A 24613-nucleotide genomic window follows, 5' to 3' on the forward strand; every position below is an offset into this window, starting at 1 on the left:
CATGGCAAGTGAAAAAACACCGAATCTTGGTTTAAATCAAATTGACCGCACATCGCCCAAAACCACGTATTTTGATTTGGAGAAGTATTTGGACCAAAACTGGCGGGCTGTTGATGAATTTGCTGGTGACGTGAATGATGGTGTGAATGCGATCAAGAAGCGTTTGGATACGACAGAGCGTAAGACGGTAACTCTCGAACCCGGGGTGCAAATTGTTCATGCGGAAAAGACTGCCCCATTTTCGCTGACGGGGCTGAGCGGGCGTACGTTGGTGAATTTGTTGGGACGGATGGGTAGCTGCGAGACAGTGAGCGAATGGTCCTCAAACGTAGCTATAGCAATTGATAATAACAACAAGACCAACGGTAGTAGCTCATTTAAAATTACGCTGGGTAGTGTACCGGCAACCGCGTCTGCAAGTTTTTTGACCACACCTGGACGAAAATATATCGCAATAGCAGACGTGAAAAATGGTAATACCAGTAAGGTGGAAATATCAATAAATGGTATTGCTGGTGCTGTGGGTAACGAGGTAACTTCTAGCTCTGTTTTTGGGCCATCTGTTGTACGGTTCACGGCGAAGGACTATTTCCATATTGTTACGGTCACAGGCACGGGTGTGGCTGGTAATACATTTAATATGGACAGTGTGCGCGTGTACGAGATCAGCGATGCAGATTATACAGTAGCCGCAAGCCTTACACCAACACAGGCAGCAGCTAAGTACCCGTATGTTGATAGTGTAATGCCTGTACGTAATCCGTATGCGATTCGGTACGGTGAAAACTTATTGCCAAGCTTTTATGAGTGGACAAAAACAGGTCATGCAGCATTCATTTCTGATGCATACACTATGAGTGGGACACTTGTTTCAGGAGATATCGGGACAGATGCCTACATGGTTCACTACTTCGATGCTATTCCAAACGTAGAGTACACCTTGACAAATCCAGCCGATAGCAATGGCTTTATGCGGATATCAACATTCGATAAGAATGCGGTTCGACTACAGGGAATGTTCGTAAAGCCTGGGGAGTCTAGGACTATTAAGCTGAGTCCCTCAGCGGTACGCATGGGTGTAAACATATCAGGTGTTACCTCTTATACTGATGAATTTGATGTAAGCCAATGGACATGGACTGCTGGGACTGTACGTAATTTTAAAAAACCTATGCTCAACATCGGCAGCACAGCTAAACCATTCAAACCGCGTGAGGATTCTATGCTTGCGCTGCAAACAGACCTTTACGCCGATCCAGTTACAGGTGCTAATGCTGATACGGTGTTTGAACGTGATGGTCAATATTTCAAAGTGAAACGGTTTGAAAGCGTCCTGTTAGAAGGCGGCAAGATTACAGCAGTGAATGGTATAGCAAATAAGACAGGATTTAAAACTATATACCCTGTAATTCCAGGTGCTAACTATAACTATGGTAGTCCTGGTGCAGCCGCAGCAAAATACAACGGTAAAATATTGTTTTGGGGTGACCATGAGTCTAATGCGGATAGATGGTCGATAGACCCGATAGCTTTAAATTTTGCTATATCTGTCCCCGTTACAGACAGCGGATGGGCAGACAGCTACACACCGACATTAGACGACATTAAAGCATACTTCTACGGCTACAAAGCCTATGATGCTAATACCATCACTCCTGCAAATGCTCAAGTCTCCACCACGGCAACGTGGAACGGTACGGGTACAAAGTATTGGGTTCAGTGTGTAGGTTCGCCTCTTTTCTCGCAATCCGTACCTACATCGTCATATGTAGGGTACACGCCGTACCAACTTGTATATCAACTCGCAACGCCTACAGTTGAGCCTATCATTTCAGAGGGACAGCTAAGCTTTCTTGAGGGGTATAATCAGGTTGAAGTAGGTACGGGGATTGTATTGCGTGAGAAGGCTAAATTGTATCAAGAATTAGATGAAAAACGGTGGAACATTAACAACGGAAGTCCTGGGGAGTATCAAGCGTCATTACTAAACTACAGGGTTGATAGATTCATAGGCATCTACCGAAACTCACAGCGTGACAACTGGACGCTGTATCGCAATACCGTAACTCCCGCTGGCGCGTTGGCGCAGAGTTACAATGTCGATACATCGGCAGCTTATACTGTGTCATACCTGACGTTCATCTCATCGCCTGTTGTCCCGTTCACAGGCTCTTATGCAGCCAACGAAAAGACACTTTTAGTTGATTTGGTGGAGAATGTACAGCAAGCTAATACACGCGTGTCGGTACTGGAAAGTAAAAAAGCTGAGAAGGATAATCCTGCATGGATCACACCAACGTTGCTTAGTGGCTCTACGCCAGAGACAGAAGCAAGTAAACCTCAGTACACCAAAATGTCGGACGGAATGGTTATTTTTAGAGGGTCTATAAAGGTTCCTGTTAGTGGGGATGTTCTTTTGTTTACCTTGCCTTTAGAGTTTAGGCCATCGGCCCCCTATACCGTGATACCTTGCTGGGCCAGTAGTTCTACGAGAGGTCAGGAAGTAGAGGGAATTAGCGTAAGGTCAGACGGTAGCGTAAGAGGAAATCTAAGATATGTTTACGATAATTGGCTTAGGCTAGATAGTATTCGGTTTCCAACCAATTAAGGAGGGCACATTATGAAAGTAGTACCTAAAGTAAATATAGACGGCCTCTATCTGGAGGACGAGTTGGTGGACGATGCCTTTTCGGGTGTCGTCCCTTTTTATACTTCATCTTCGCCCACGCTATCTGATACAAACCAGCAGCTAGACACCTATCAGCTTACTGACAGCAGCTCTAGTACAATAAATGGAACCAATTCAGAAAGCATCCTTGCTGGTTATACGATAGCAATTTCAGTGCCGCCAGGCTTATATCATCCTCGTTTTGATATCCAAGGCTGGCTGACCTATTCTGCTATGGCTTTTACGGCTCCAGAACGAAGAGATCCAATGACGTTCTGGAGTGAAGGATTGAGTGAGGAAGCAATTAAGGAACTGACACAAAAAGCAGAGCAACAGCCGAGTGAGACAGATCAATTGAAGCAACGTATTGCAGATCTCGAAGTGACGTTGACCCAGCTCATGCTTCGTAACACAGGAAATAACGTGTACTGAGGATTATATGTAACAGCATCTTTATAAAAAGAGGTGAAGTCATAACCATGGCAGCTTTAACAGAGGCACAAATGCGTATTTGTGCTCATGCTTGCATCACTCGCTATGAGCGGGGTGAGGGCGATATAGCAACGATCATGGGAAGCTACGCTTTAAATGAAGAACAGCGTGAACAAGTAATGAAGATTATTTTATCCAAGCGTTCTGATCTAATAGCGGGCAACGTAGAAGGATCGTCATCAACCGATGCTTCAAATGAACAGGAAGAAACGGTTAAATGGTATACCTCTATTTTCCGTAAGAAAACAGTATAGAGAACAAAATAAAAATCATTGTTTTATGCCCTTGGATCAACCCAAGGGCATTCATTTTACACCTAGGTTCAAAAGGGGGAACAAACATGCATGAAAAGATCGATCAGATTTGGCTGGGGCTTTCCACGGGGACCTTGATCGGTTATTTTTTCGGGGGGTGGACCACTATGTTGACGTTGCTGTGGTGGATGGTCGTGATCGACTTTTTCACCGGATGGGCAGCGGCCTGGATTAATGGGGAGCTAAAAAGCCGCCAGGGGTATTACGGTATTTTTCGCAAGGTTACCGTGTTTTTGCTCATTACGGTAGCTCATCTAATCGACGGTATTCTCGGGGATGCACATTACTTCCGGGATGCCGTCGTTTTCTTTTATTTAGCGAACGAGCTGTTGTCCATTATTGAAAATGTGGGCAGAATGGGAGTGCCGATGCCGGATATTTTACGGAATGCGGTAGCTATTTTTGAGTCTAAGTCGAGTGGAGAAAAAATAAAGTCAACCGACCCTTCCGACAAAGAAAATAAAGCTTCATAAAGTGCCACCAGTGGCCACCACCCAAATAGGCTGACTACCTTTTTGCCCTTTTTTCGGTGTAAAAGTGGAAAAGCCCAGACCGTATGGATGGTCCAAGCATATATAACAGAGACAGAGTGCTACAACATTATAATGACAGGGAGGGAGCGCCTTATGCAAAGTCGTAGCCCTAATGCTACCGAAGGCATTGACGTGTCCCGATATCAGGGAACGATTGATTGGAAGCGTGTACGAGCCGATGGTAAATCGTTTGCCTTTATTAAAGCGAGTCAAGGACAGCGTTACGTCGATCCGACATTTATCACGAATGCAAAAGGGATCAAGGCAGCCGGGCTCTTACTGGGAGCGTACCATTTTGTAGATGCGATCGATGTAAATGCAGCAAAAGCAGAAGCCAGGCATTTCGCCGAGGTGTTGGAGCAGGTGGGTGGGGCGAAAGCGCTGGACTTGCCAGCGGTGATGGATTACGAAAATAATCCGGGAGGGCTTAGCTCGGCCACGATTCATGAGGTTGCGTTGGCATTTGTAACGGAATTTGAACGGGTAAGCGGCCGTAAGCCGATGGTATATACAGGGAATGCTTTTGCTGCCCATTTCAAAGCGCCATTGGGTAGTTATAAGCTGTGGATTGCACGTTATAGTACACGGGTGCCCGGCGACACCACAGCATGGAAGAACTGGGACTTTTGGCAATACAGCGATAGTGGACGGGTTGATGGAATTCAAGGGCCGGTTGATCTGAATGTATACGCCGGAACAGAGGCCGAGCTACGCCAAGCATTTGCAGGAGAAGAGGGGGATGAGCCAATGACAGCAGAGGAAAAAGCGGCATTTAAGGCCCTGCAGCAGCAGGTCGCCGCTCTTGAAAACAGCAAAGATGTACTCAAGCAGACGTTGAATGAACAAAGCGCTTATATTAAAAAAGTGGATCAGCGGGTAGCTGAGCTGGAGGCGCGTCAGACTATGCCTGTACCGACCTGGGCAAAGGAAGCAATGTCTGCCGCCGTTGCATTTCATCCGGCAAGCCCGATTGTGGATGCGAAACTGCCAAGCAGTTACGATTTTTATCGCTTACTGGTCGTACTGAACCGTCTGGGTGTGTTTAAAACAACCAAATGATCTTTTATAAATTTTTTTGCCCGGAAGGAATTATTTTCATGCGAACTAAGCCATACGCCTGAAACGTAAATAGACAGGCGGTTCAAAGGCAACCGCCTGCACTTATTGTAAAGTGATGTTCTTCATGATTTCTACATAAGCTGAACTAGAACGTTTTAAAAGTGTGAATTATTGGGTGAAAATGCAGCATGTCTACCAGCCAAATCAAGCGGTAAAAGCTCTTGTATGTTTGTTTATTTCAGAACATACCTGGGAATAGGAAATACAGGATGTAGGTCTGGTGCTGAATACACTTTGAGGTAAGATTATACTCCTGCTTGGAGGTTAAAGACCCCCAGCAGGAGCATATATTTGGTATGATCGTATAAGTTGGTTTGTAATATTAATTGACATGATGTATAAAAACATATCGTAATGTATGAAAAACCCCCTTGTCGGCTTCCAGATTTTATAGTAAAGTATCCAATAATCAACTTTGTTTGAGCATAATATTCACTATTTGTGAGTATATATCACACTTTCACCACGACCTGACATACTCCTCTTTCTCTTTATTACATCACATCTATTCATTACCCTACAGCATCTCTTACACCACTAGATTATGAACACTTCTGTCCTACTACACCTATTTGATGAACTCGGAACTTGGGACCACAGCTTGAGGACAAGCTTGTCATGTCCACCCAAAGGAATTGGCATTCATCCGGTATCAACGAATTAACAATATATAAGGTGTGAAAGGGGTTTGCTGCATGAGCAAAAAGTACGCAAAACACAAAATCTGGACCGTACTGCTGGTGCTTGCGCTAGGAGCTGTTCTGGCGCTTTCCGGTTGTGGGGGATCAGGTGAAGGAGCAAAGCCAGAGGCAGGGAAAACACCAAGCGGAGCAGGAGAGGGCGTGCAGGACACGCTCATTTATGGACGCGGCGGAGATTCCGTGGCGCTAGATCCTGCCATTGTGACTGAAAGCGAGTCGCTAAAAATCGGAATGCAAGTGTTCGACACACTGCTGGAATACAAGGAAAACACAACGGAGATCCAACCGGGGCTTGCAGAGAGCTGGGAAGTATCACCGGATGGACTGGTCTATACGTTCAAGCTGCGTCAGGGTGTGAAATTCCATGACGGAAGTGACTTTAACGCAGAAGCGGTTGTGTTTAACTTTGACCGCTGGGTTGATCCGAAAAGTCCATACAAATTTGAAGGTGACTCATTTGACTATTATGATTCTATGTTTGGGCCTGATGGAAGTAGGGTGATTAAGGAGGTTAAAGCGGTAGATGCAAATACCGTCCAGTTTACTCTAAACAAGCCGCAGGCGCCGTTTTTACAAAATATCGCCATGCCATCCTTTAGTATTGCTAGTCCCAAGGCTATTCAGGAGAAAAAGGCTGATTTCAAGAGTAATCCGGTCGGCACGGGGCCTTTTGTATTTAAGGAATGGAAACGGAACGATACCATTACCTTGGAGAAGAATCTAAACTATTGGAAAGAGGGGCAGCCGAAGCTGGCAAAGATCATTGTTCGTTCCATCCCAGACAATACTGCGCGATTTAATGCTCTGCAAAACGGGGAAATTGACCTGATGGAGGATTTGAACCCGGATGATGCGAAGCAGTTAGAAGGTAACAACGAGTTGGTGAAAATCGAACGTCCCTCCTTTAATGTGGCGTACATTGGCTTTAATTTAAAGAAAAAAACATTCAACAATCCCAAGGTGCGGCAGGCACTGAACCACGCAGTGAACAAGCAAGCCATTATTGATGCATTGTTTGCAGGGCAGGCCAAGCCTGCGGTCAACCCGATGCCACCTACGTTATGGGGATACAACGATAGTATTCAGGACTACGCCTATGATCTGGATAAGGCTAAATCTTTGCTGGCGGAAGCGGGCTTTCCTAACGGGCTTCCCGAGCCTTTAACCTTCTATGCAATGCCTGTATCTCGTCCTTACATGCCTGACGGCAAAAAGGTGGCAGAGGCCATTCAAGCCGATTTTGAAAAAATAGGCGTCAAAGTCAACATCCAATCTCCAGAATGGGCTACGTATCTGGATGATCTTAAAGCTGGAGAGAAGGATGATCTGTACATGCTGGGATGGAACGGGGACAATGGTGACCCGGATAATTTCCTTTATACATTGCTGGACAAGGATACGATTCCAGGCAATAACCGCAGTTTTTATGTGAATGAGGAACTTCACAAAATATTGGTGAAGGCTCAGGTTGAGGTCGACCAGGACAAGCGTGCGGAAATGTATAAACAAGCACAAGTGATTATTAAACAGGATGCGCCGTGGATTCCATTGGTTCACAGCACACCGCTGATGGCAGGTAAAGCGAATCTCAAGGGTTTTGTACCTTCTCCGGCAGGTATTGAAGCGTACGGAAATATTTATTTTGAATAGCTCAAACGCAAGCAGGCGGTGAATAGGATATGAACTCATATATTGTAAAAAGACTGGCCATATTGATTCCAGTATTGCTGGGCATGACGCTCATCGTTTTTTTCATTATTCATGCCATTCCGGGAGATCCGGCGGAAACTATACTGGGAGATAAGGCTACGGAACAGTCCAAGCAGGCGCTACGTGAGCAATTGGGGCTGAATAAGCCGTGGTTACAGCAATATGGGGCCTATTTAGGTGAGCTGGCACAGGGGGACTTGGGCGATTCCATTCGCACCAAGCAGCCGATTGCCCGGGAAATGGTTCCTTATCTGGCGGCTACGCTGGAGTTGACAGTAGCAAGCATGTTTTTTGCCATCGTTGTCGGAATGAACGCCGGTATCGTGAGCGCCTGGAAGCGAAATTCCTGGTTTGACTATGTTAGCATGGTCATTGCACTGGTCGGAGTATCGATGCCGATTTTTTGGCTGGGCTTGATGGAGCAATGGATATTTGCAAATAAGCTGCATTGGCTTCCTTCCATCGGACGCATGAATTCCCGTGATCCGGTGGAAGCTGTGACACATTTAGCCGTGATTGATGCGTTCATAGGTGGGCGTATGGATCAGGTGTGGACCGTCATCAAGCATTTGATCCTGCCCAGTATCGCACTTGGAACGATTCCAATGGCGGTCATTGCGCGCATTACCCGTTCCAGCATGCTGGAGGTTATGGATGCGGACTATATCCGTACGGCTCGGGCGAAGGGGCTGGCATCTTTTCAAGTCGTGTACAAACATGCGCTTAAAAATGCTGCGATCCCCGTACTTACTGTCATCGGTCTTCAGACTGGCTCACTACTGGGAGGCGCGGTACTGACAGAAACCATTTTTGCCTGGCCCGGCATCGGACGGTACATTTTTGAAGCGATCAGCTCGCGTGACTATCCGGTTATTCAAAGCGGAATTCTGATCATAGCGTTCCTGTTCGTCATCATTAATCTGATTGTCGATTTGTTGTACGCGGTGCTTGACCGGCGTATCCGTTATCAGTAATCAAGTCGTCAATTGTTCAAGGGGGAGCTTGTCCGATGTCACAATTTTCAATGGAACCCAACAATATACCGACGACACGTAGCACATTGGCGCATTTGCCTGTTGTGACTGGCCCTTGGAGAGACGCATGGAGGGCTTTCCGTCACAATAAAATGGCGTTCGTCGGCCTGAGCATTATTATCTTCTTTGTTATCATTGCTTTGATCGCGCCGTGGATTGCTCCTTTTGACTATAAAGAGCAAAATTTGGTGAGCCGTTTGCAGCCTCCTTCTGCGGAGCATTGGTTCGGTACGGATGATCTCGGTCGAGATTTACTGACTCGCACCCTGTATGGAGCCAGAATCTCGTTGTGGGTCGGTTTCTTGTCCGTTATTGGTTCAATGATTGTAGGAACAGCCTTAGGTTTAATCGCAGGATTTTACGGAAAATGGGCAGATATGGCCATCTCGCGGCTATTCGACATTTTACTGGCATTTCCGGGGATTTTGCTGGCCATTGCTATTGTGGCCATTCTAGGGCCTTCATTGGAAAATGCGTTGTACGCCATTGCCATTGTCAATGTGCCAACGTATGGACGGTTAGTTCGCTCTAAGGTGCTGAGTGTCAAAACAGAGGAGTATATCACTTCTGCTAGAGCGCTTGGAGCCAATAATACACGAATCATCCTCCGTTATATTTTGCCTAACAGCCTGACACCAATCATCGTACAGGGAACGTTGGGGATCGGAACGGCTATCATTGAAGCGGCAGCGCTTGGATTTCTAGGCTTGGGTGCACAACCTCCTGAGCCAGAGTGGGGTAAAATGTTGTCCGATTCGCGGCAATATATCCAGAACGCGCCGTGGACAGTTATCTTTCCGGGGATATCTATCATGCTGACCGTATTGGGCTTTAATCTGATGGGTGATGGGCTGCGGGATGTATTGGACCCGAGGGCGAAGCGTTAGAACAAAAGCGATGAGGTATATAAAGCTGAGTAAAAGGTGTTCTCTGGCCTGAAGCAAATGGCTGGGGAACACCTCTTTTATGTGACATTTTTCGTATTGGAGTAGAAAGCACCATCCGACTGCGAAGTGGCGTTAAAAGTAACTTTTACAGATGAAAGTCATGTGAGCTTTCATGTAGCGCGAAAAAAATGTATAATCACTCCAATTGAGTACGTAGGGAGTGGGATTTATGACATGGCAGGACAAGAGAGAGCATCGGCAATTTGCGGAACAGACACGAAGCGACGCTTCACGGGCCGCATATGAACGGGATTACTCCCGTTTGATTCATTCACCGACTTTCCGTCGGTTGCAGGGTAAATCACAGGTATTTGGTGCAGGCACGGGCGATTATTATCGCACACGACTGACGCATTCCTTGGAGGTAGCGCAAATTGCGCGTGAAGCATCCCGAAGCTTGCTGCGCCGCCATCCTGAAGTAGAGCTGGAACAGGCAGATAACGCAGGACTGATCATTGACCCTGAAGTGGTAGAATGTGCTTCCATCGCACATGACTTTGGCCATCCCCCGTTCGGACACAAGGGAGAAGAAGTACTGGACGGGATTTTGGATCAACTGATTGAAACAAAGGTAGAAAAGATATCCTCTGCCGGAGGCTTCACACCGGAGTCCAAGCGTGGACAGGAGGCCTATGCGCGTGAGCGACGAATTTATGAGCATTTTGAAGGGAACGCGCACAATTTCCGGCTGATTATGTTTTTGGAGAAGCGTGAGAACGTGGATGGTTTGAATTTGTCGGACGCTGTGTTACTGGGGATCAACAAATACCCGTACCCAGGGATTCTGAACAAAAAAGGGTTGTATCTGCATGAGTGGGAATATATACGTTCCATCCGCGACGATTGGGGTATCCCTGATGGTAAAAAAACGCTGGAAGCCCAGCTTATGGACCTGTGCGACGATATCGCTTATTCTGCGCATGATTTGGAGGATGGGATTAAGGCTGGAAAAATCGAGGTGCACGAGCACTTCTTGTATGATCCGTATTTAATTCGTCTGATTACGGAGAAAATCACCACGTTGGAGGATAGCTTCTGGCAAGGCTGGCAACTGGCTCAGATTGAGCAGAAGGTAGCGGCTGTGCTGAGTGAATTTTTGAAGGTGTGGAATGGCAAGATGCCGATGTGTGAACACGATTATTCCCGGACCCGCCGTGAAGTGAAGGCATACTGGGTCAGTCTGTTTGTCAGCAGCTTGGGTGTCATTGATGATGGAAATTGGAAAAAAGTGACCTTTGTACGGGATGGAAACGAAGATTTGGATATGCTGCGTACGGTGAGTGTATTGAAAAGCTTTGCTTGGGTTACGATGATCCGCGATCTGCGCGTACAGCGACTGCAAAAACGGAGTGAGTGGATGCTCAAACGACTTTGGTTGGCTTTTCTGGACCCGGAAACATCCAAATCTATTATTCCAAGCGACTGGCTCCAGCGCTATGAGCGCGACCAAGCCAAGACGAAGCCGATCTGGACATGGGAGCATATGGTCATAGACTATATTGCAGGCATGACCGATGCTTTTGCTGAAAAAATCTATAATGAGTTATACGGCCTGAAGGTGGGTTCCATTTATGATCTGGATTAACCTTTAAATTCCCCCTATATAGTAGAAGAAACTGGTTTGTAGCGGATAGTAGGAGGGAGGATTGTGTCTATGCCATCTCGGTCTTTATCTATAAAAAGGTTGAATCTCGGTGTGCTCGATATGGTGCCGTTGCTGCCCGGTAACCGTCCGGAGCAGGCGGTTCAACGAGCTGGCGAACTAGCGAGACAGGCAGAAGCGTGGGGATATACACGCTACTGGACCTCGGAGCACCATGATATGGAGGGGCTGGCTTCCTCCAGCCCGGAAGTGCTGCTGTCTCATATCGGGGCGGTGACGAAGACAATCAAACTGGGTGCGGGTGCTATTTTGCTTCCGCATTATAGTCCAGTCAAGGTCGCGGAATGGTTTCATCTGCTGGCCGCTCTATATCCTGGCAGAGTCGAATTGGGTCTGGGGAGAGCACCTGGTGGGGGACCTCATGCTTCGATGGCACTGAGCGGCAATTTTCTTCAACATGTGACGGAGCTGCCACAGACGATGGAAGCTCTATTGGCTTTGCTGGAAGGTACTTACGAATATGAGCAGGTGCCTGTGTTAGCTCGGCCGATGCCTGAACAGCCGCCAGCAGTGTGGATGCTGGGTACAAACCGAAAAAGTGCCGAATATGCCGCCCAGTATTCAACAGGCTATGTATTCGGTCAGTTTATGAGTGAACAGCAAACAGAAGAAATGCTCAGCATTTACCGCTCCAGCTTTCAGCCATCCAACCGGATAGACAAGCCACGTACCATGGTTGCTGTAGGCGCAGTATGTGCCTTGACGGATGAGCTGGCGCAGCAATGGGCTGCTCAGATTACATTGGGCGACCCGGCAATGCGGGCCAGCTGGCTGGTGGGAACGCCGGCGGTTATTGCCGAACAGTTACGCGGCTTGCAGATTAAATATGATAATGATGAGTTTCTATTGGTCACACCGATTCCCGATTATGAGCAGCGGCTTCATTCCTACCGACTGATAGCGGAGGCTGTGAATTGTAGTCTTGATTCCTAATGAAAAGATGAAAAGAGATCTGACATGAATAAACAGAAAACGAATATCGATAAAATGAAACCAAGCTACATATATACCTATGCGTGTCATGAAACAGAGCGTGAGTTATGTCTTTTGGAATTAAAATGTTTGTTCGGTCAGCCGCCCGTGCAGGATTCCATCCTGTTGTCCCATCGGCGGCTGGAACCGGGGACGAGCCCGTTTATTCATCTTCGGCTGGATGTAGTGACAGATGTGGGAACACTGGAAGAGCTATGCGAAGCGGCCTCTATGTTACAGCTTGAGGAAGGAAAGACTTTCAAGGTGTTGTGCCTTAAAGAAGGTGACCATGAGGCCGACTATGACGAGCGGCGCGGGATCGAACGGCGAATTGGTGCACGCATTCATGGCCAGGCGGAAATGAGGACACCGGATATCACCCTAGGTGTTATTCGGATAGGAGAACGGTGGCTACTGGGCATGTGTCACTATAGCGACAGATCGTGGCAGGAACGTCGTCAGAAGCCGCAAAATTATTCTACTGGACTACCCGTTCTAGTAGCCAGAGCACTTGTGAATTTGGCAGCAACGGATCTAACAGCCGCAAAGGGAAAGTCAGGCTCATTAAAACTGCTAGACCCGTGTTGTGGTATGGGTAATGTAATGATTGAGGCATTGAGTATGGGAAAGGATATTCGCGGTTGTGACATCAACCCGTTGGCGGTGCGTGGGGCACGAGTGAATTTGCGCCATTTTGGTTATGAAGAAGAAGATCTAGTGAAGCTCGGGGATATGAATATGCTCGAAGGCACATACGATGCGGCCATATTGGATATGCCCTATAACCTGTGCTCCGTGCTCCCGGCTGATGAACAAAAGAAAATGCTGCGCAGTCTGAGACGCTTGGCCGCGCGGGCGGTGGTCGTGAGCACGGAGCCGATGGAAACATTGTTATCCGAGTCAGGTTGGACCCTTACGGAGCAATGCCGCATACATAAGACAGGTATGAGTCGGGAAATCTGGATCTGTAAGTAGTGTGTTAATACTGAGTTTTATAGTTAACCAAATTCAGCGGTAGTTCCTGATCAGCGGCATAGGCATTCAAATTAGTAAGAAAAATATCTACCGCCCGTTCGGCGTATCGGTCCGTATCGCCTGCAATATGCGGTGTGATCAAAACATGGTCCAGACTCCATAGTGGATGTGACGCAGGTAGTGGTTCTTCCTCGAATACATCCAGTCCGGCAAAGGCAATATGCTTTTGCTCCAAAGAGCGTACAAGCGCATCCGTATGAACGGTTCCACCGCGACCTACATTAATGAAGAAGGCTCCCTTACGCATAGCTGCAAATGCTTTTTCGTCAAAGAAGTGATGAGTCTCCTCGGTGAATGGCAATATATTTACCACGATATCCGCTGCTCCCAATGCATCGTGTAGTTGTTCGTTAGTATACATATGCTCTACATGGGGAGCTTCCTTGCCAGAACGCCGGACTCCGATTACCCGCATGCCAAAGGATTCTGCAATTCGCGCTGTTTCACGGCCAATTTCGCCAACGCCTGTAATCAACAGCGTTTTGCCACGTAATTCCGTCAGTTGGCCTTTCGGTGGTTGCCATGTTTTCTGACGCTGCAAGAGAGCTGCTTGCTGTAAATAACGTGTATGCGATAGCAGCATTCCAAAGATCTGCTCTGTAATTGGAATGGCATGCACACCACTCGTATTCGTGAGTAAAATGTTACGCTTCTCCAATTCGGTAAGCGGTAGCTTATCAATCCCAGCCGACCAGGTTTGTATCCACTTCAGCTTGCTGTCTGGATGTAATGCATCTTCGGCAATATGCTTGGACCAGCCCAGAATAATCTCGGCCTCCCGGATTTGTTTAGACTCTAATTCCTGAGCTTTGCCAATAATCAACTCGTAGCCCGAAGCTGCTGCACGAACTTGTTTTTTTTGCTCTTCCGTCAGTTGATGTAAGCTTAAAATGTTTCCCATAGTTCATAGCCTCCTCGATTTTTGATTCCTTGGAGTTTCCAATATATTCTGGCGAACCATCTTTTCAAGAATAACAGATTGCTGAAAAAATTGCATAAGAAGGATAAAAACGAGCTCGCGGTGTCACTATATATAACAACAAATGGCTTTACCCTGATTAGGGACAATCCAAACAGCTGCTTTTGAGATATCCACAAATATCTATAGCAAAGGAGGTAAAGGTTGATGAAAGATGAATCGCAAAGACTTTTTACAGCTATTGCTCTCCCAAATGAGCACAAGAAGAACTTACATCATTGGGTGGAGCAGGATTTGAGTGATCTTTCTTTTCGCAAATGGGTTGATTTCAGAGATTACCACGTGACACTTCAGTTTTTGGGTGATGTGGAGACCTCGGTTATCCCGAAACTTGAGCAGGTTTTAGTTCAAGCGGCAGCTGAGCATCACCCGTTCACACTTGGCATTGGGGAAGCAGGTTTTTTTGGCCGTGAAGAATTTCCACGTGTACTCTGGAAAGGAGTGACTGGACAGCGAGAGTCGCTAGAGCAGCTATATCAGTCTATACTTCGTGCTACCAAACCGCTTGGTTTTAAACCTGAGGACAGACCCTATCGGCCTCATATCACCGTAGCACGTTCGTACACAGGGGGACAGCCCGTTCCAGCTTCTGTGTGGCAGCCCAATGACCGAAGCGGCGGGCCTTGGGAAGTGGGAGAATTTGTTTTATATGCAACACGATTGGGTCAAAAACCAATGTACCAAATAATTCAAACATTCCCATTAATGAGGCGAAACCCTTGATCTATCAGCGAATTTAGTGATATAGTGTTTCAGCGTTATTCAAAAAGCGCATTTTGGGTTACATATCTGAGGAATGTGCTTAAGTTAACGGGAGGAACATTATGGAAATTATTAAAGAACATCGTTGGTTTGCACCTCTTTTGAGTGTGCTGCTTGTTTGTATATTGGGGATAGGCCTCTACGCTGAGGTTCAGCAAACACAGAATAATCATAAAAATGCATCCATGCATTCTCTGAGCTGGTCAGGGAACTCTGCAGCTCCTACATATGGCGACAGGATGGGGACCCATAAAGGGTCTAACAGGACAAGCCCCATCTTTGTTGCTGCTCATGGGCAGCCAAGCTGGAAAGAAATCATGCCGACTCCGTTACCCGCTTCCCAGATGAAGCAGGCGGAACAAGCTCGGAATAACGTTGCTACAGGCAAGAAAAAGCCTGAGGTCCAGCATAGCAAGTCCGCAATCCTAACCCCTCCTACAACCATCTACTTTACGAAGACAAAAATGCTCACGCAGGATGACAAGGCGTTGTCTACCTGGAGCTATACTGTCTCCGCTAAAGAACTGCTCCTGCTGCAAAAAATAGTGATGGCAGAAGCAGAAGGCGAACCGTACGAAGGCAAAGTGGCAGTTGCCAACGTTGTCTTAAACCGGCTGCGGTCAGCCCCATTTCCCGATACGATTCAGGCAGTGATTTATCAAAAAGCGCAATTTAGTCCGGTCGCGAACGGGCGTCTTCGTCGTGTTCAGCCCAACCAGGACAGCATCCGTGCGGTTACTGCTGCTTTGAACGGCCATAAAGCCGTGCCTGATAACACCTGTTTTTTCCTGTCGCTTACGTTGGCTCAGGACCTTACGGTTCATCATTCCCGTACCAAGGTGAAAACGATCGGTCATCATACCTTTTATAAATAAAGGCACCCTCTACAAATAACAGCCCTTTCTAAACAATAGGGTTCAGCTTTGTGAACGGATTTTGTGGTACAGGTGAAGCCAGTATGCAAAAGAGGTATAATAGGTAAAGGAAAGTAACCCAAATAATGAAAGTGACAAAGGAGGCGTAGATGATATGAAAATCACATATTATGGACATTCAGTTGTACTGGTAGAGGCAGAGGGGAAACGGATTATTATTGATCCTTTTTTGACGGGAAATCCTAAAGCAACCGTACAGGCCGAGGATATTCAGGTGGATGCCGTGTTGTTGACACACGGTCATGCCGATCATTTTGGAGATGCTGTTGAAATTGCCAAGCGCAATGATTGTCCAGTAATCGCGGTCGCGGAACTGGCCGAATATTGTTCATCCTTGGGGGCCAAAGCTCACGGTATGAATCTGGGTGGGGGTCACCACTTTGACGGTTTCCATGTGAAATTCACACTTGCGTTTCACAGCTCATCTTTGACGGTGGACGGACAAACCATTTACATGGGAGAGCCGGCCGGGATTTTATTGACCATGGGAGGCCAAACCTTTTTCCATGCAGGGGATACTGGTCTGTTTGGCGACATGCGTCTCATTGGAGAGACTAACTCCATCGATGCTGCGGTATTGCCGATCGGAGATGGTTATACGATGGGACCGGAGGATGCATTGCTGGCAGCAAAATGGCTGCGTGCAAGCCGCGTAATACCGGTGCATTACAATACGTTCCCGGGTATTGAGCAGGACGGAGATGGCTTCTGTGATCGTCTGCACAAAGAAGGCATTGAAGGGAAAGCATTGAAGCCCGGCGAAAGTCTCGAATTTTAATACGGATATCTGATTTGCGTGAATACACTAGATTGCTTATAAACTTATCATATCTCCTTTGTCAGCCTTTTCTGTTCCTTAGAGGAATAGGAAAGGTTGTTTTTTTAAAAGTGAATATTTATACATAAAAATGAGATAAATTTGCATTGATACGTTGAAGCTGTAATGTAAAAGATTTATTATCACAATCATAAAAACTTTGAATTGCTAACATGATAGGTCAATGATAAAATGATAGAACTAATTAGATTCATCAGTGGAATCGACGTATTTTTCAAGTCAAGCCATTGCATAATTATTGAAAAACATACGCATTCGGCGGACCGTACCGCCTTGAATACGTCACATGTTTTGTCCCCCATTCCTCGTAGTTGTTCTTTGAGTTACCTCTTGTCGCCACTGTCTTCTATTCGGCCGCCTGTATTTCAGGCCAGCATGACTTTATAACAGAAAGGTTGCGTTCCATGAGACAGACAGGTTTACCACCCAAACAGGGACTATATGATCCCCAATTCGAAAAAGACGCCTGCGGCATGGGCTTTGTTGCCCACATCAAGGGAAAACCATCGCACGATATTGTAAGTCAGGCTTTGACCATGCTCGTGAATATGGAGCATCGGGGCGGTCAGGGAAGTGAACCAAACTCCGGTGACGGAGCAGGGATTATGATTCAGGTCCCTCATCTGTTTTTTCAAGAGGAAGCGGAGCGATTGGGCTTCAAATTGCCAAAGGCCGGACATTATGGCGTGGGTATGCTTTTTGTATCCAATGATCCAAAAGTTCGTGAGGTGCATGAGCAGAAGCTAAGAGATATCATCGTGGACGAAGGTCAAAATTGTTTGGGTTTTCGCGATGTTCCAACTTATGACGAAATGCTGGGCAAATCGGCAAAAGCAGCTAAACCGGGTGTGCGTCAGGTATTCATCGGTCGCAGTAGCGATCTGAAGGAAGAGCTGGACTTCGAACGGAAACTATATGTCATTCGCAAACGTGCAGAGCTTGCTATTCGCTATAACCAAGAGGATGAGAACGGTGAGTCGTTCTATATTCCAAGTTTGTCATGTCGCAAGGTTGTATACAAAGGAATGCTCACAACCGAGCAGGTAGGCAAATTTTATCTGGATTTGCAGGATGATCGGGTGACATCGGCGATCGCGCTGGTCCATTCCCGTTTTAGCACGAATACGTTCCCGAGCTGGGACCGTGCGCATCCTTATCGTTTTATGATTCACAACGGTGAAATTAATACGATGCGCGGCAACGTGAACTGGATGCATGCTCGCCAGGCGCAGTTTGAAAGCGAAGCGTTTGGCGGAGATATCAAGAAGGTAAAACCAGTCATTAACCCAGATGGCTCAGATACAGCCATGTTTGACAATACGCTGGAGTTTCTGTATCTGAGCGGACGTTCCCTTCCTCATGTAGCTATGATGATGGTGCCGGAACCTTGGAATAAGCATGAAACCATGGACCCGAAGAAACGGGCATTTTATGAATATCACAGCACCATGATGGAACCGTGGGACGGACCGGCTGCGATGGCGTTTACAGACGGTATCCAAATCGGAGCCATTCTCGACCGCAATGGTCTGCGTCCTGCACGTTACTATGTGACCAAGGACGATCTGATCGCACTGTCTTCAGAGGCGGGTGTATTGGATATTGCTCCTGAAAATGTGCTCTATAAGGATCGCCTCCGTCCGGGTCGTATGCTATTGGTTGATACCCAAGAAGGCCGTATCGTTTCTGACGAAGAGTTAAAGGAACGTATCGCTTCCGAGGAACCTTATCAGCAATGGCTGGATGAGCACTTGGTTGATCTGGATGAGCTGCCGGAAGCACTAGAACAGCCGGAGCCTAAACATGAAAATGTAAATCAGCTTCAGCTCGCTTTTGGATATACGTTTGAAGAACTGCGCAAAGTTCTGGAGCCGATGGCACTTACAGGTGCAGAACCGATTGGTTCAATGGGGTACGATGCACCATTGGCGGTGCTGTCTGACCGTCCGCAACGTTTGTACAATTACTTTAAACAAATGTTCGCCCAAGTCACGAACCCGCCGATTGACGCCATTCGTGAAGAGATTGTAACGTCAACCGCAACTACGATTGGACCAGAGCGCAATTTGCTGCATCCAGAACCGGAAAGCTGTCGCCAGATTCGTTTGGATTCGCCGGTGCTATCGAATGAGGAGTTTGCCAAAATTCGCCACGTACACCGTCCTGGCTTCAAATCGATGACGATCCCGATCTTCTTTGAAGCGAAGGAGGGTGCTGAGGGCTTACGCAAGGCGCTGGAAGGATTGTTTGAGGCGGCTGACCGTGTCATTGACAAAGGTCATAACATCCTGATTTTGTCTGACCGTGGAGTGGATGCGGAAAATGCGGCCATTCCGGCGTTGCTAGCTGTTTCCAGCCTGCATCACCATCTGATTAAGCAGGGTACACGCACACGTGTGAGCATTTTGCTGGAGTCTGGGGAGCCAAGGGATATTCACCATTACGCGGTGCTGCTTGGCTACGGTGTGAGCGCGGTTAATCCGTATCTGGCTTTTGAAACGCTGGATGTCATGATTCAGCAGGGCTTGCTGCGCGGCATCTCGCACGAAAAGGCAGTTAAAAATTATATTAAAGCGGCAACGAAGGGTGTCGTTAAAATATTGTCCAAAATGGGTATTTCCACGATTCAGTCGTACCGTGGAGCACAAATTTTTGAGGCTGTAGGTCTGAAGCAGGATTTTGTTGACCGTTATTTCACCTGGACACCTTCCCGCATTGGCGGTATTGGTCTGGAGGAAGTGACTACGGAAGCGCTGGTTCATCATAACCGTGCTTTCACTGACAAGGACGGCAACGACAAGGTGCTGGATTCGGGCGGCGACTATCAATGGCGCAACGATGGGGAGGAGCATTTGTTTAACCCGCAAACGGTGCATTTACTCCAGCAGTCGGTTCGCTCGGGTGACTACAAGTTATACAAGAAATACGCCAAGCTGGTGCAGGGTGAAACGGAACAGCATTTAACGATCCGCTCCATGCTTCAGTTGAAGCCTACGGGTGAGCCTGTGCCGCTGGAAGAAGTGGAATCCGCTGCATCCATTATGCGTCGCTTTAAGACAGGAGCCATGTCCTTTGGCTCGATCAGTCAGGAAGCGCATGAAGATATGGCGATTGCGATGAATCGGATCGGTGGCAAGAGCAATACGGGTGAAGGTGGGGAGAATCCTGCACGTTTCATACCGGATGCCAATGGCGATTCTCGTCGCAGTTCGATTAAGCAGGTAGCGTCGGGCCGATTCGGTGTAACATCGAATTACTTGGTGAATGCCGACGAAATTCAGATCAAAATGGCGCAAGGCGCGAAGCCGGGCGAAGGTGGGCAACTGCCAGGACGTAAGGTATACCCTTGGGTCGCTGAGGTACGTGGTTCTACGCCAGGAGTAGGTTTGATTTCACCACCGCCGCATCACGATATTTATTCTATCGAGGATTTGGCAGAGCTCATCTATGATCTCAAAAACGCCAATCCGCGTGCTGACATTAACGTGAAACTGGTGTCGGAAGTAGGCGTAGGCACGATTGCTACAGGGGTAGCAAAAGGCCGTGCTGACATTATTCTGGTCAGCGGTTACGACGGTGGTACAGGCGCTTCCCCGCAAGGCTCCATCCGCCATGCGGGTATGCCTTGGGAACTGGGTCTGGCGGAGACGCATCAGACGCTGATGTTAAACAACCTGCGCGACCGCGTAGTATTGGAGACAGACGGCAAGATGCTGTCTGGCCGCGATTTGGTAGTAGCTGCCCTGTTGGGCGCGGAAGAATACGGCTTCTCTACAGCGCCGCTCGTAGCGTTGGGTTGTATTATGATGCGGGTATGCCAAATGGATACATGTCCGGTTGGTGTGGCTACGCAGAATCCGGAGCTACGCAAAAATTATATGGGCGATCCTGCCCATGTGGTGAATTTTATGCGTTTCATCGCAGAAGATGTCCGTGAAATTATGGCGGAATTGGGCTTCCGTACAATTCAGGAAATGATTGGACGTACGGATTGTCTGGATACCGTGAACGCCGATTCGCACTGGAAGAAGAAGGGCGTAGACCTGAGCTTGCTGTTGCATGTTCCTGAGTTGGAAGAAGGTAGTGTACGTTACCGCGTACAACGCCAAAATCACGGTCTGGAAGAAACACTCGACATGCAGCAGCTCGTACCGATGGCTGCGGAAGCGCTGGAGAACGGAACGCCTGTTGAGGGTACCTTACCTATTACAAACGTGAATCGGGCGGTAGGGACGATTCTGGGCAGCGAGGTCACCCGTAAGTATGGAGCGGCGGGTCTGCCTGAGGATACGATTCGCTTTAACTTTATTGGATCGGCAGGTCAGAGCTTCGGAGCATTTATTCCGAAAGGCATCACGTTGAGCGTGGAAGGCGATAGCAATGACTATGTCGGTAAAGGGCTATCTGGCGGTAAGGTTATTGTGAAAAAGTCTCACAAAGCGACCTTTAAGGCAGAAGAGAACATTATTATCGGAAATACAGCCTTGTATGGAGCGACCAGCGGTGAAGCTTACATTAGCGGAATCGCAGGCGAGCGCTTTGCCGTTCGGAACTCCGGCGCACGTATTGTTGTTGAGGGCGTTGGAGATCATGGTTGCGAATATATGACAGGCGGACGTGTAGCTGTATTGGGTGGAACCGGACGGAATTTTGGAGCTGGAATGTCCGGAGGTATTGCATATGTCTATGACCCTGAGGGGACGTTCCTGAGCCGTTGTAATCTGGAAATGGTGTTGCTGGAAGGTGTGGAAGAACCTACAGAAGCAGCGGAGTTGCGCGGCTTGATTCAACGCCATGTCACTTACACGGGTAGTGAAGCGGGACAACGTATTTTGGATGATTGGCAGACTGCGATTCAGCAGTTTGTACGAGTGATTCCAAAGGATTACAAGCGTATGGTTGAACAGATCCAAAAAGAAGAGGCAACTGGTTTGAGCGGAGATGAAGCTCTGTTGGCAGCATTTGAAGCCAATATGCGTGAATTAGCGCGTGCCGGGGGCTAAAATGTAGACTACCAGATTCACTTAAAAAGGACTCGCTGAATACCGCTGTGATAATCACAGTGGTACCAGCAAGTCTTTTTTAGGTCGCTAAAATGTGATTTATTTCCTTGACAAACGTCATAAATTCTGACATTACCCCCAAAATGTTTTCCTGAAACGGTAAATATGTTATAAAAAGTACCAAATTTTTTGGAATGTAACCGTTTACGTAAGAGTTTATGTCTTGTTATTTATTTTTGGATTGGTTATGATTTTTTAGAGTACACAAACCTAATATGCCCATCGTCCCTTCAAAACACAGAATAGGGTGACAGGATGAAGTTGAGGAAGTCAGCAGAAGACAAAATGATTTTTCTATACCGTTATGTATCACTATCTTTAACGTCACTTGTTTTTCTGTTCGAATCATCTAGATTAATCGTGTGGCAGAAGCTGTTACTGATTGGTTTTCTATTTTTATCCGTTACAGCATTTACTTGGATTTACCGTAAATACAGACTTCATGATATGGTATTGAAATGTAGTATTGCACTAGAAACAGCAGGGATCATTTTGTTGTTATTCCCGACCGGAGGGATAAATAGCCCGTTCAAATGGTATGTGATTACTCCCATGCTGGTAGCTTGTGCTCATCTATCTATGAGGTACAGCTGGACGCTCCTACTTTCTTATATCGGTTTGGTGCTTACATTTTGTTATATCTTTTTTACACCAGGTCAATATTTTTTGTGGGATCTTATATTGCAGAACATTAATTTGTTTCTGGTATTGATCGTAACCACGATGGCAATGCAGGTTATCGGCGTCATGAAGGACGAACTGAAGGTGGCTAAAGAACAAGCCAATGAGACGATGGATCATATCAAGTCGATTTACCACATCATGGAGACGACCAGCCATAATGAGGCATTAAATCTGGGTCAGGTCATCTCGGATTACACTGTCAAGCTTACCAAGCAGAGCCGTGCATTTTTCTGGCTGGATAGTCAGGAGGAGGATGCACCGGCAAGCAGCCAGACAGGCTGGACGGTGGAGGAGGAAGAGCAGCTATTCGAGGAACTGGAGAATTACCGGGAGGAGTTCAGGGAAGAACGCGAACCATTTTTCAGACATCTGCCAGAATGGGGCGACTTTCTCATGATCACCGTACCGATGACGACCCGCTTTGTAGCGACGATTGGCCTCAAGCTGGGACCGGATCAAAGTCTGACAGGAAGACGCTGGCTCGTGCAACAACTGATATTCTTGGCTGAGCTGAGTGCTGTGTTTTTGGAGCGCTATGAGCTGGAGCGTATTGAGAATCAATTGATTGTGACGAATGAGCAGAACCGGATTGCAAATGAAATGCATGACAATGTTTCTCAAAGTCTTTTTGGTATTGTGTACGCAACGCATTCTCTCCGGCAAACCTGGTGTCATCAGCCAAAGGAGCAGGTGGAGGAGCAAATTGATCTAATTCAGCAATCTGCCAACCAAGCGGTTAGAGAGCTGAAAGGGGCGATTCATAGTCTAAGCTCGAAAAAAAGCGGAGGCTCAACTTGGTTAGGGACGGTGAAAAGTCATCTGCATACACTATCCAAGCTGAATCATGTACAAATTGATTTTGACATTCATGGTGATCATTATTCACTTCCGTATTTGTACCAAAAGGCTTTGTTCCGCATCATTTCCGAAGCGGCGGGGAACGCAATCCGTCATGGATTGGCCAAGCGAATTGATGTGAAGTTAAAATTGACGCCCCAAGTGATTAGACTGTCTATTCATGACGACGGAGTAGGGTTTGAGACGGCGAGAATGGTAGCAGGAGGTGAGGCGGTCAGTGCAGGCGGGGGCCTGGGCATGATGAATATGGAATATTTAGCTCAATCGATGGGAGGCGAATTTGATATTTCAAGTCGAATCGGAGAAGGAACACAGATCCGATTGTCCATTCCGGTAAATGCTTATGAATGAGGATTTTGCAAAATTCTCGAATAAAATGTGTGAACATTCTGCAATACAAAATCTGCGGTAACAATCGGATACATAGGGATTATGCAAATCCTGAACTGTAGACAGGAGGCCGAATCATGAAAATTGTCATTGTCGATGATCATCCTTTAGTACGGAAAGGACTCGCTGCGGTTATATCCATGCAGCCCAATGTTCAGTTTGCGGGAGAGGCCCAGAATCAACAGGAAGCACTTGTGGTGATTGAGGAAACGGATCCGGATCTGGTGCTGCTGGATTTGAAACTAGCTGATGAATCAGGGCTGGATATTATCAAGATAGCGCGTGGACGTGGTTTCAGAAGTAAATTTATTTTGCTGACCTCTTCCGCAACACGTGAAGATTTTCTGAAAGCAGAGGAAGCTTCCGTGGACGGTTATGTGCTTAAGGAAGCGTTGCCTGAGGAACTAATTTACGCGATTCATCTTGTCAACAAAGGACGCAAATATTATGATCCGGCTATTCTCGAAAACAAGCTGCGTGAAGATGCGGGCAATCTGACGGACGACCTGACGCCAAAGGAAAAGGAAGTGCTGGTCGAGTTGGGACAAGGAGCTTGCAATCGTGAAATTGCATCCCGATTATTTATCAGTGAGTTTACAGTCAAAAAGCATGTCAGTCAGATCCTGGCCAAGCTGCGGCTGGCGGATCGCACGCAGGCAGCGTTGTATGCCAATGCCATTGGTCTGGCGAAGTACGAGCCAACAAACATTGTATGATGCGCTGACTCTATAAGTTGCATTGCACTTTCATATGCGAGTGGAATGAAAAGCCTCAAAATCACCAATTTTTGTGATTTTGAGGCTTTTTTCGATTTCTTTTTCCATAATCAACAATGTATGGTACAAAAGTATACCATGCCGTATCCGAAAGTATACATTTCCCTCCCCCTGTAGTGAGGGAGAAAGTGCCATTCGGT

18 protein-coding genes are annotated in these 24613 nt (G+C 47.1%); 17 read left to right on the forward strand and 1 reads right to left on the reverse strand.

Translation table 11 applies throughout. The features are described from left to right. The first annotated feature begins 1 nt into the window (after nucleotide 1). From MKY35_RS05840 to MKY35_RS05890, 11 genes are all read left to right on the forward strand, one after another. Nucleotides 2-2608 (forward strand): hypothetical protein, encoded by a 2607-nt coding sequence (locus MKY35_RS05840; RefSeq protein WP_342445863.1) that lies wholly within the window; start codon nucleotides 2-4, stop codon nucleotides 2606-2608. A gap of 12 nt (nucleotides 2609-2620) precedes the next feature. Beyond that, a complete protein-coding gene (locus tag MKY35_RS05845; protein WP_342445864.1) occupies nucleotides 2621-3100 on the forward strand; it encodes a hypothetical protein in 480 nt (159 codons plus the stop codon). A gap of 47 nt (nucleotides 3101-3147) precedes the next feature. Then, on the forward strand, nucleotides 3148-3414 hold the full coding sequence (locus MKY35_RS05850) for a hypothetical protein (protein ID WP_342445865.1): 267 nt from the start codon (nucleotides 3148-3150) through the stop codon (nucleotides 3412-3414). 86 nt (nucleotides 3415-3500) lie between these two features. Further along, nucleotides 3501-3947, forward strand: coding sequence for a phage holin family protein (locus tag MKY35_RS05855; protein WP_342445866.1), 447 nt, complete (start codon nucleotides 3501-3503; stop codon nucleotides 3945-3947). Between the two features lie 153 nt (nucleotides 3948-4100). Then, complete coding sequence (locus MKY35_RS05860) at nucleotides 4101-5066, forward strand: glycoside hydrolase family 25 protein (protein ID WP_342445867.1); 966 nt, start codon at nucleotides 4101-4103, stop codon at nucleotides 5064-5066. 755 nt (nucleotides 5067-5821) lie between these two features. Then, nucleotides 5822-7477 carry an ABC transporter substrate-binding protein gene (locus tag MKY35_RS05865; RefSeq protein WP_342445868.1) on the forward strand — a complete coding sequence of 552 codons (1656 nt, stop codon included), beginning with the start codon at nucleotides 5822-5824 and terminating at the stop codon, nucleotides 7475-7477. A 29-nt stretch (nucleotides 7478-7506) separates the two neighbouring features. After that, nucleotides 7507-8511 carry an ABC transporter permease gene (locus tag MKY35_RS05870; protein ID WP_342445869.1) on the forward strand — a complete coding sequence of 335 codons (1005 nt, stop codon included), beginning with the start codon at nucleotides 7507-7509 and terminating at the stop codon, nucleotides 8509-8511. Between the two features lie 35 nt (nucleotides 8512-8546). Beyond that, nucleotides 8547-9458 (forward strand): nickel transporter permease, encoded by a 912-nt coding sequence (gene nikC / locus MKY35_RS05875; RefSeq protein ID WP_103048940.1) that lies wholly within the window; start codon nucleotides 8547-8549, stop codon nucleotides 9456-9458. A 229-nt stretch (nucleotides 9459-9687) separates the two neighbouring features. Beyond that, nucleotides 9688-11103: a dGTP triphosphohydrolase gene (gene dgt, locus MKY35_RS05880; RefSeq protein WP_342445870.1), complete on the forward strand. Its 1416-nt coding sequence runs from the start codon at nucleotides 9688-9690 to the stop codon at nucleotides 11101-11103. A 69-nt stretch (nucleotides 11104-11172) separates the two neighbouring features. Beyond that, nucleotides 11173-12114: an MsnO8 family LLM class oxidoreductase gene (locus MKY35_RS05885; RefSeq protein WP_342446612.1), complete on the forward strand. Its 942-nt coding sequence runs from the start codon at nucleotides 11173-11175 to the stop codon at nucleotides 12112-12114. Nucleotides 12115-12138: 24 nt separating this feature from the next. Continuing rightward, on the forward strand, nucleotides 12139-13128 hold the full coding sequence (locus tag MKY35_RS05890; RefSeq protein WP_342445871.1) for an RNA methyltransferase: 990 nt from the start codon (nucleotides 12139-12141) through the stop codon (nucleotides 13126-13128). A gap of 4 nt (nucleotides 13129-13132) precedes the next feature. Here MKY35_RS05890 and MKY35_RS05895 read toward each other — a convergent pair whose 3' ends face one another. After that, nucleotides 13133-14089 carry a D-2-hydroxyacid dehydrogenase gene (locus MKY35_RS05895; protein ID WP_039269519.1) on the reverse strand — a complete coding sequence of 319 codons (957 nt, stop codon included), beginning with the start codon at nucleotides 14087-14089 and terminating at the stop codon, nucleotides 13133-13135. A 225-nt stretch (nucleotides 14090-14314) separates the two neighbouring features. Between MKY35_RS05895 and thpR the strand changes: the two genes are divergently transcribed. The 6 genes from thpR to MKY35_RS05925 all read left to right on the forward strand — a co-directional run bounded on the left by thpR (nucleotide 14315) and on the right by MKY35_RS05925 (nucleotide 24413). Then, entirely contained in the window at nucleotides 14315-14890 is a 576-nt protein-coding gene (gene thpR, locus MKY35_RS05900; protein WP_342445872.1) for an RNA 2',3'-cyclic phosphodiesterase, read from the forward strand. A gap of 101 nt (nucleotides 14891-14991) precedes the next feature. Then, the gene (locus tag MKY35_RS05905; protein ID WP_029516185.1) at nucleotides 14992-15804 is read left to right on the forward strand and encodes a cell wall hydrolase; all 813 of its coding nucleotides are present in this window, start codon (nucleotides 14992-14994) and stop codon (nucleotides 15802-15804) included. 154 nt (nucleotides 15805-15958) lie between these two features. After that, on the forward strand, nucleotides 15959-16642 hold the full coding sequence (locus MKY35_RS05910) for a metal-dependent hydrolase (RefSeq protein WP_029516186.1): 684 nt from the start codon (nucleotides 15959-15961) through the stop codon (nucleotides 16640-16642). A 464-nt stretch (nucleotides 16643-17106) separates the two neighbouring features. Beyond that, nucleotides 17107-21705 (forward strand): glutamate synthase large subunit, encoded by a 4599-nt coding sequence (gene gltB / locus MKY35_RS05915; RefSeq protein ID WP_342445873.1) that lies wholly within the window; start codon nucleotides 17107-17109, stop codon nucleotides 21703-21705. A gap of 315 nt (nucleotides 21706-22020) precedes the next feature. Continuing rightward, nucleotides 22021-23658, forward strand: a complete 1638-nt coding sequence (locus MKY35_RS05920; RefSeq protein WP_029516188.1) for an ATP-binding protein — start codon at nucleotides 22021-22023, stop codon at nucleotides 23656-23658. Nucleotides 23659-23774: 116 nt separating this feature from the next. Next, complete coding sequence (locus MKY35_RS05925; protein WP_165144639.1) at nucleotides 23775-24413, forward strand: response regulator transcription factor; 639 nt, start codon at nucleotides 23775-23777, stop codon at nucleotides 24411-24413. Nucleotides 24414-24613: the final 200 nt, after the last annotated feature.

The organism is Paenibacillus sp. FSL L8-0638 (assembly GCF_038593075.1).
GTDB lineage: Bacteria > Bacillota > Bacilli > Paenibacillales > Paenibacillaceae > Paenibacillus > Paenibacillus polymyxa_D.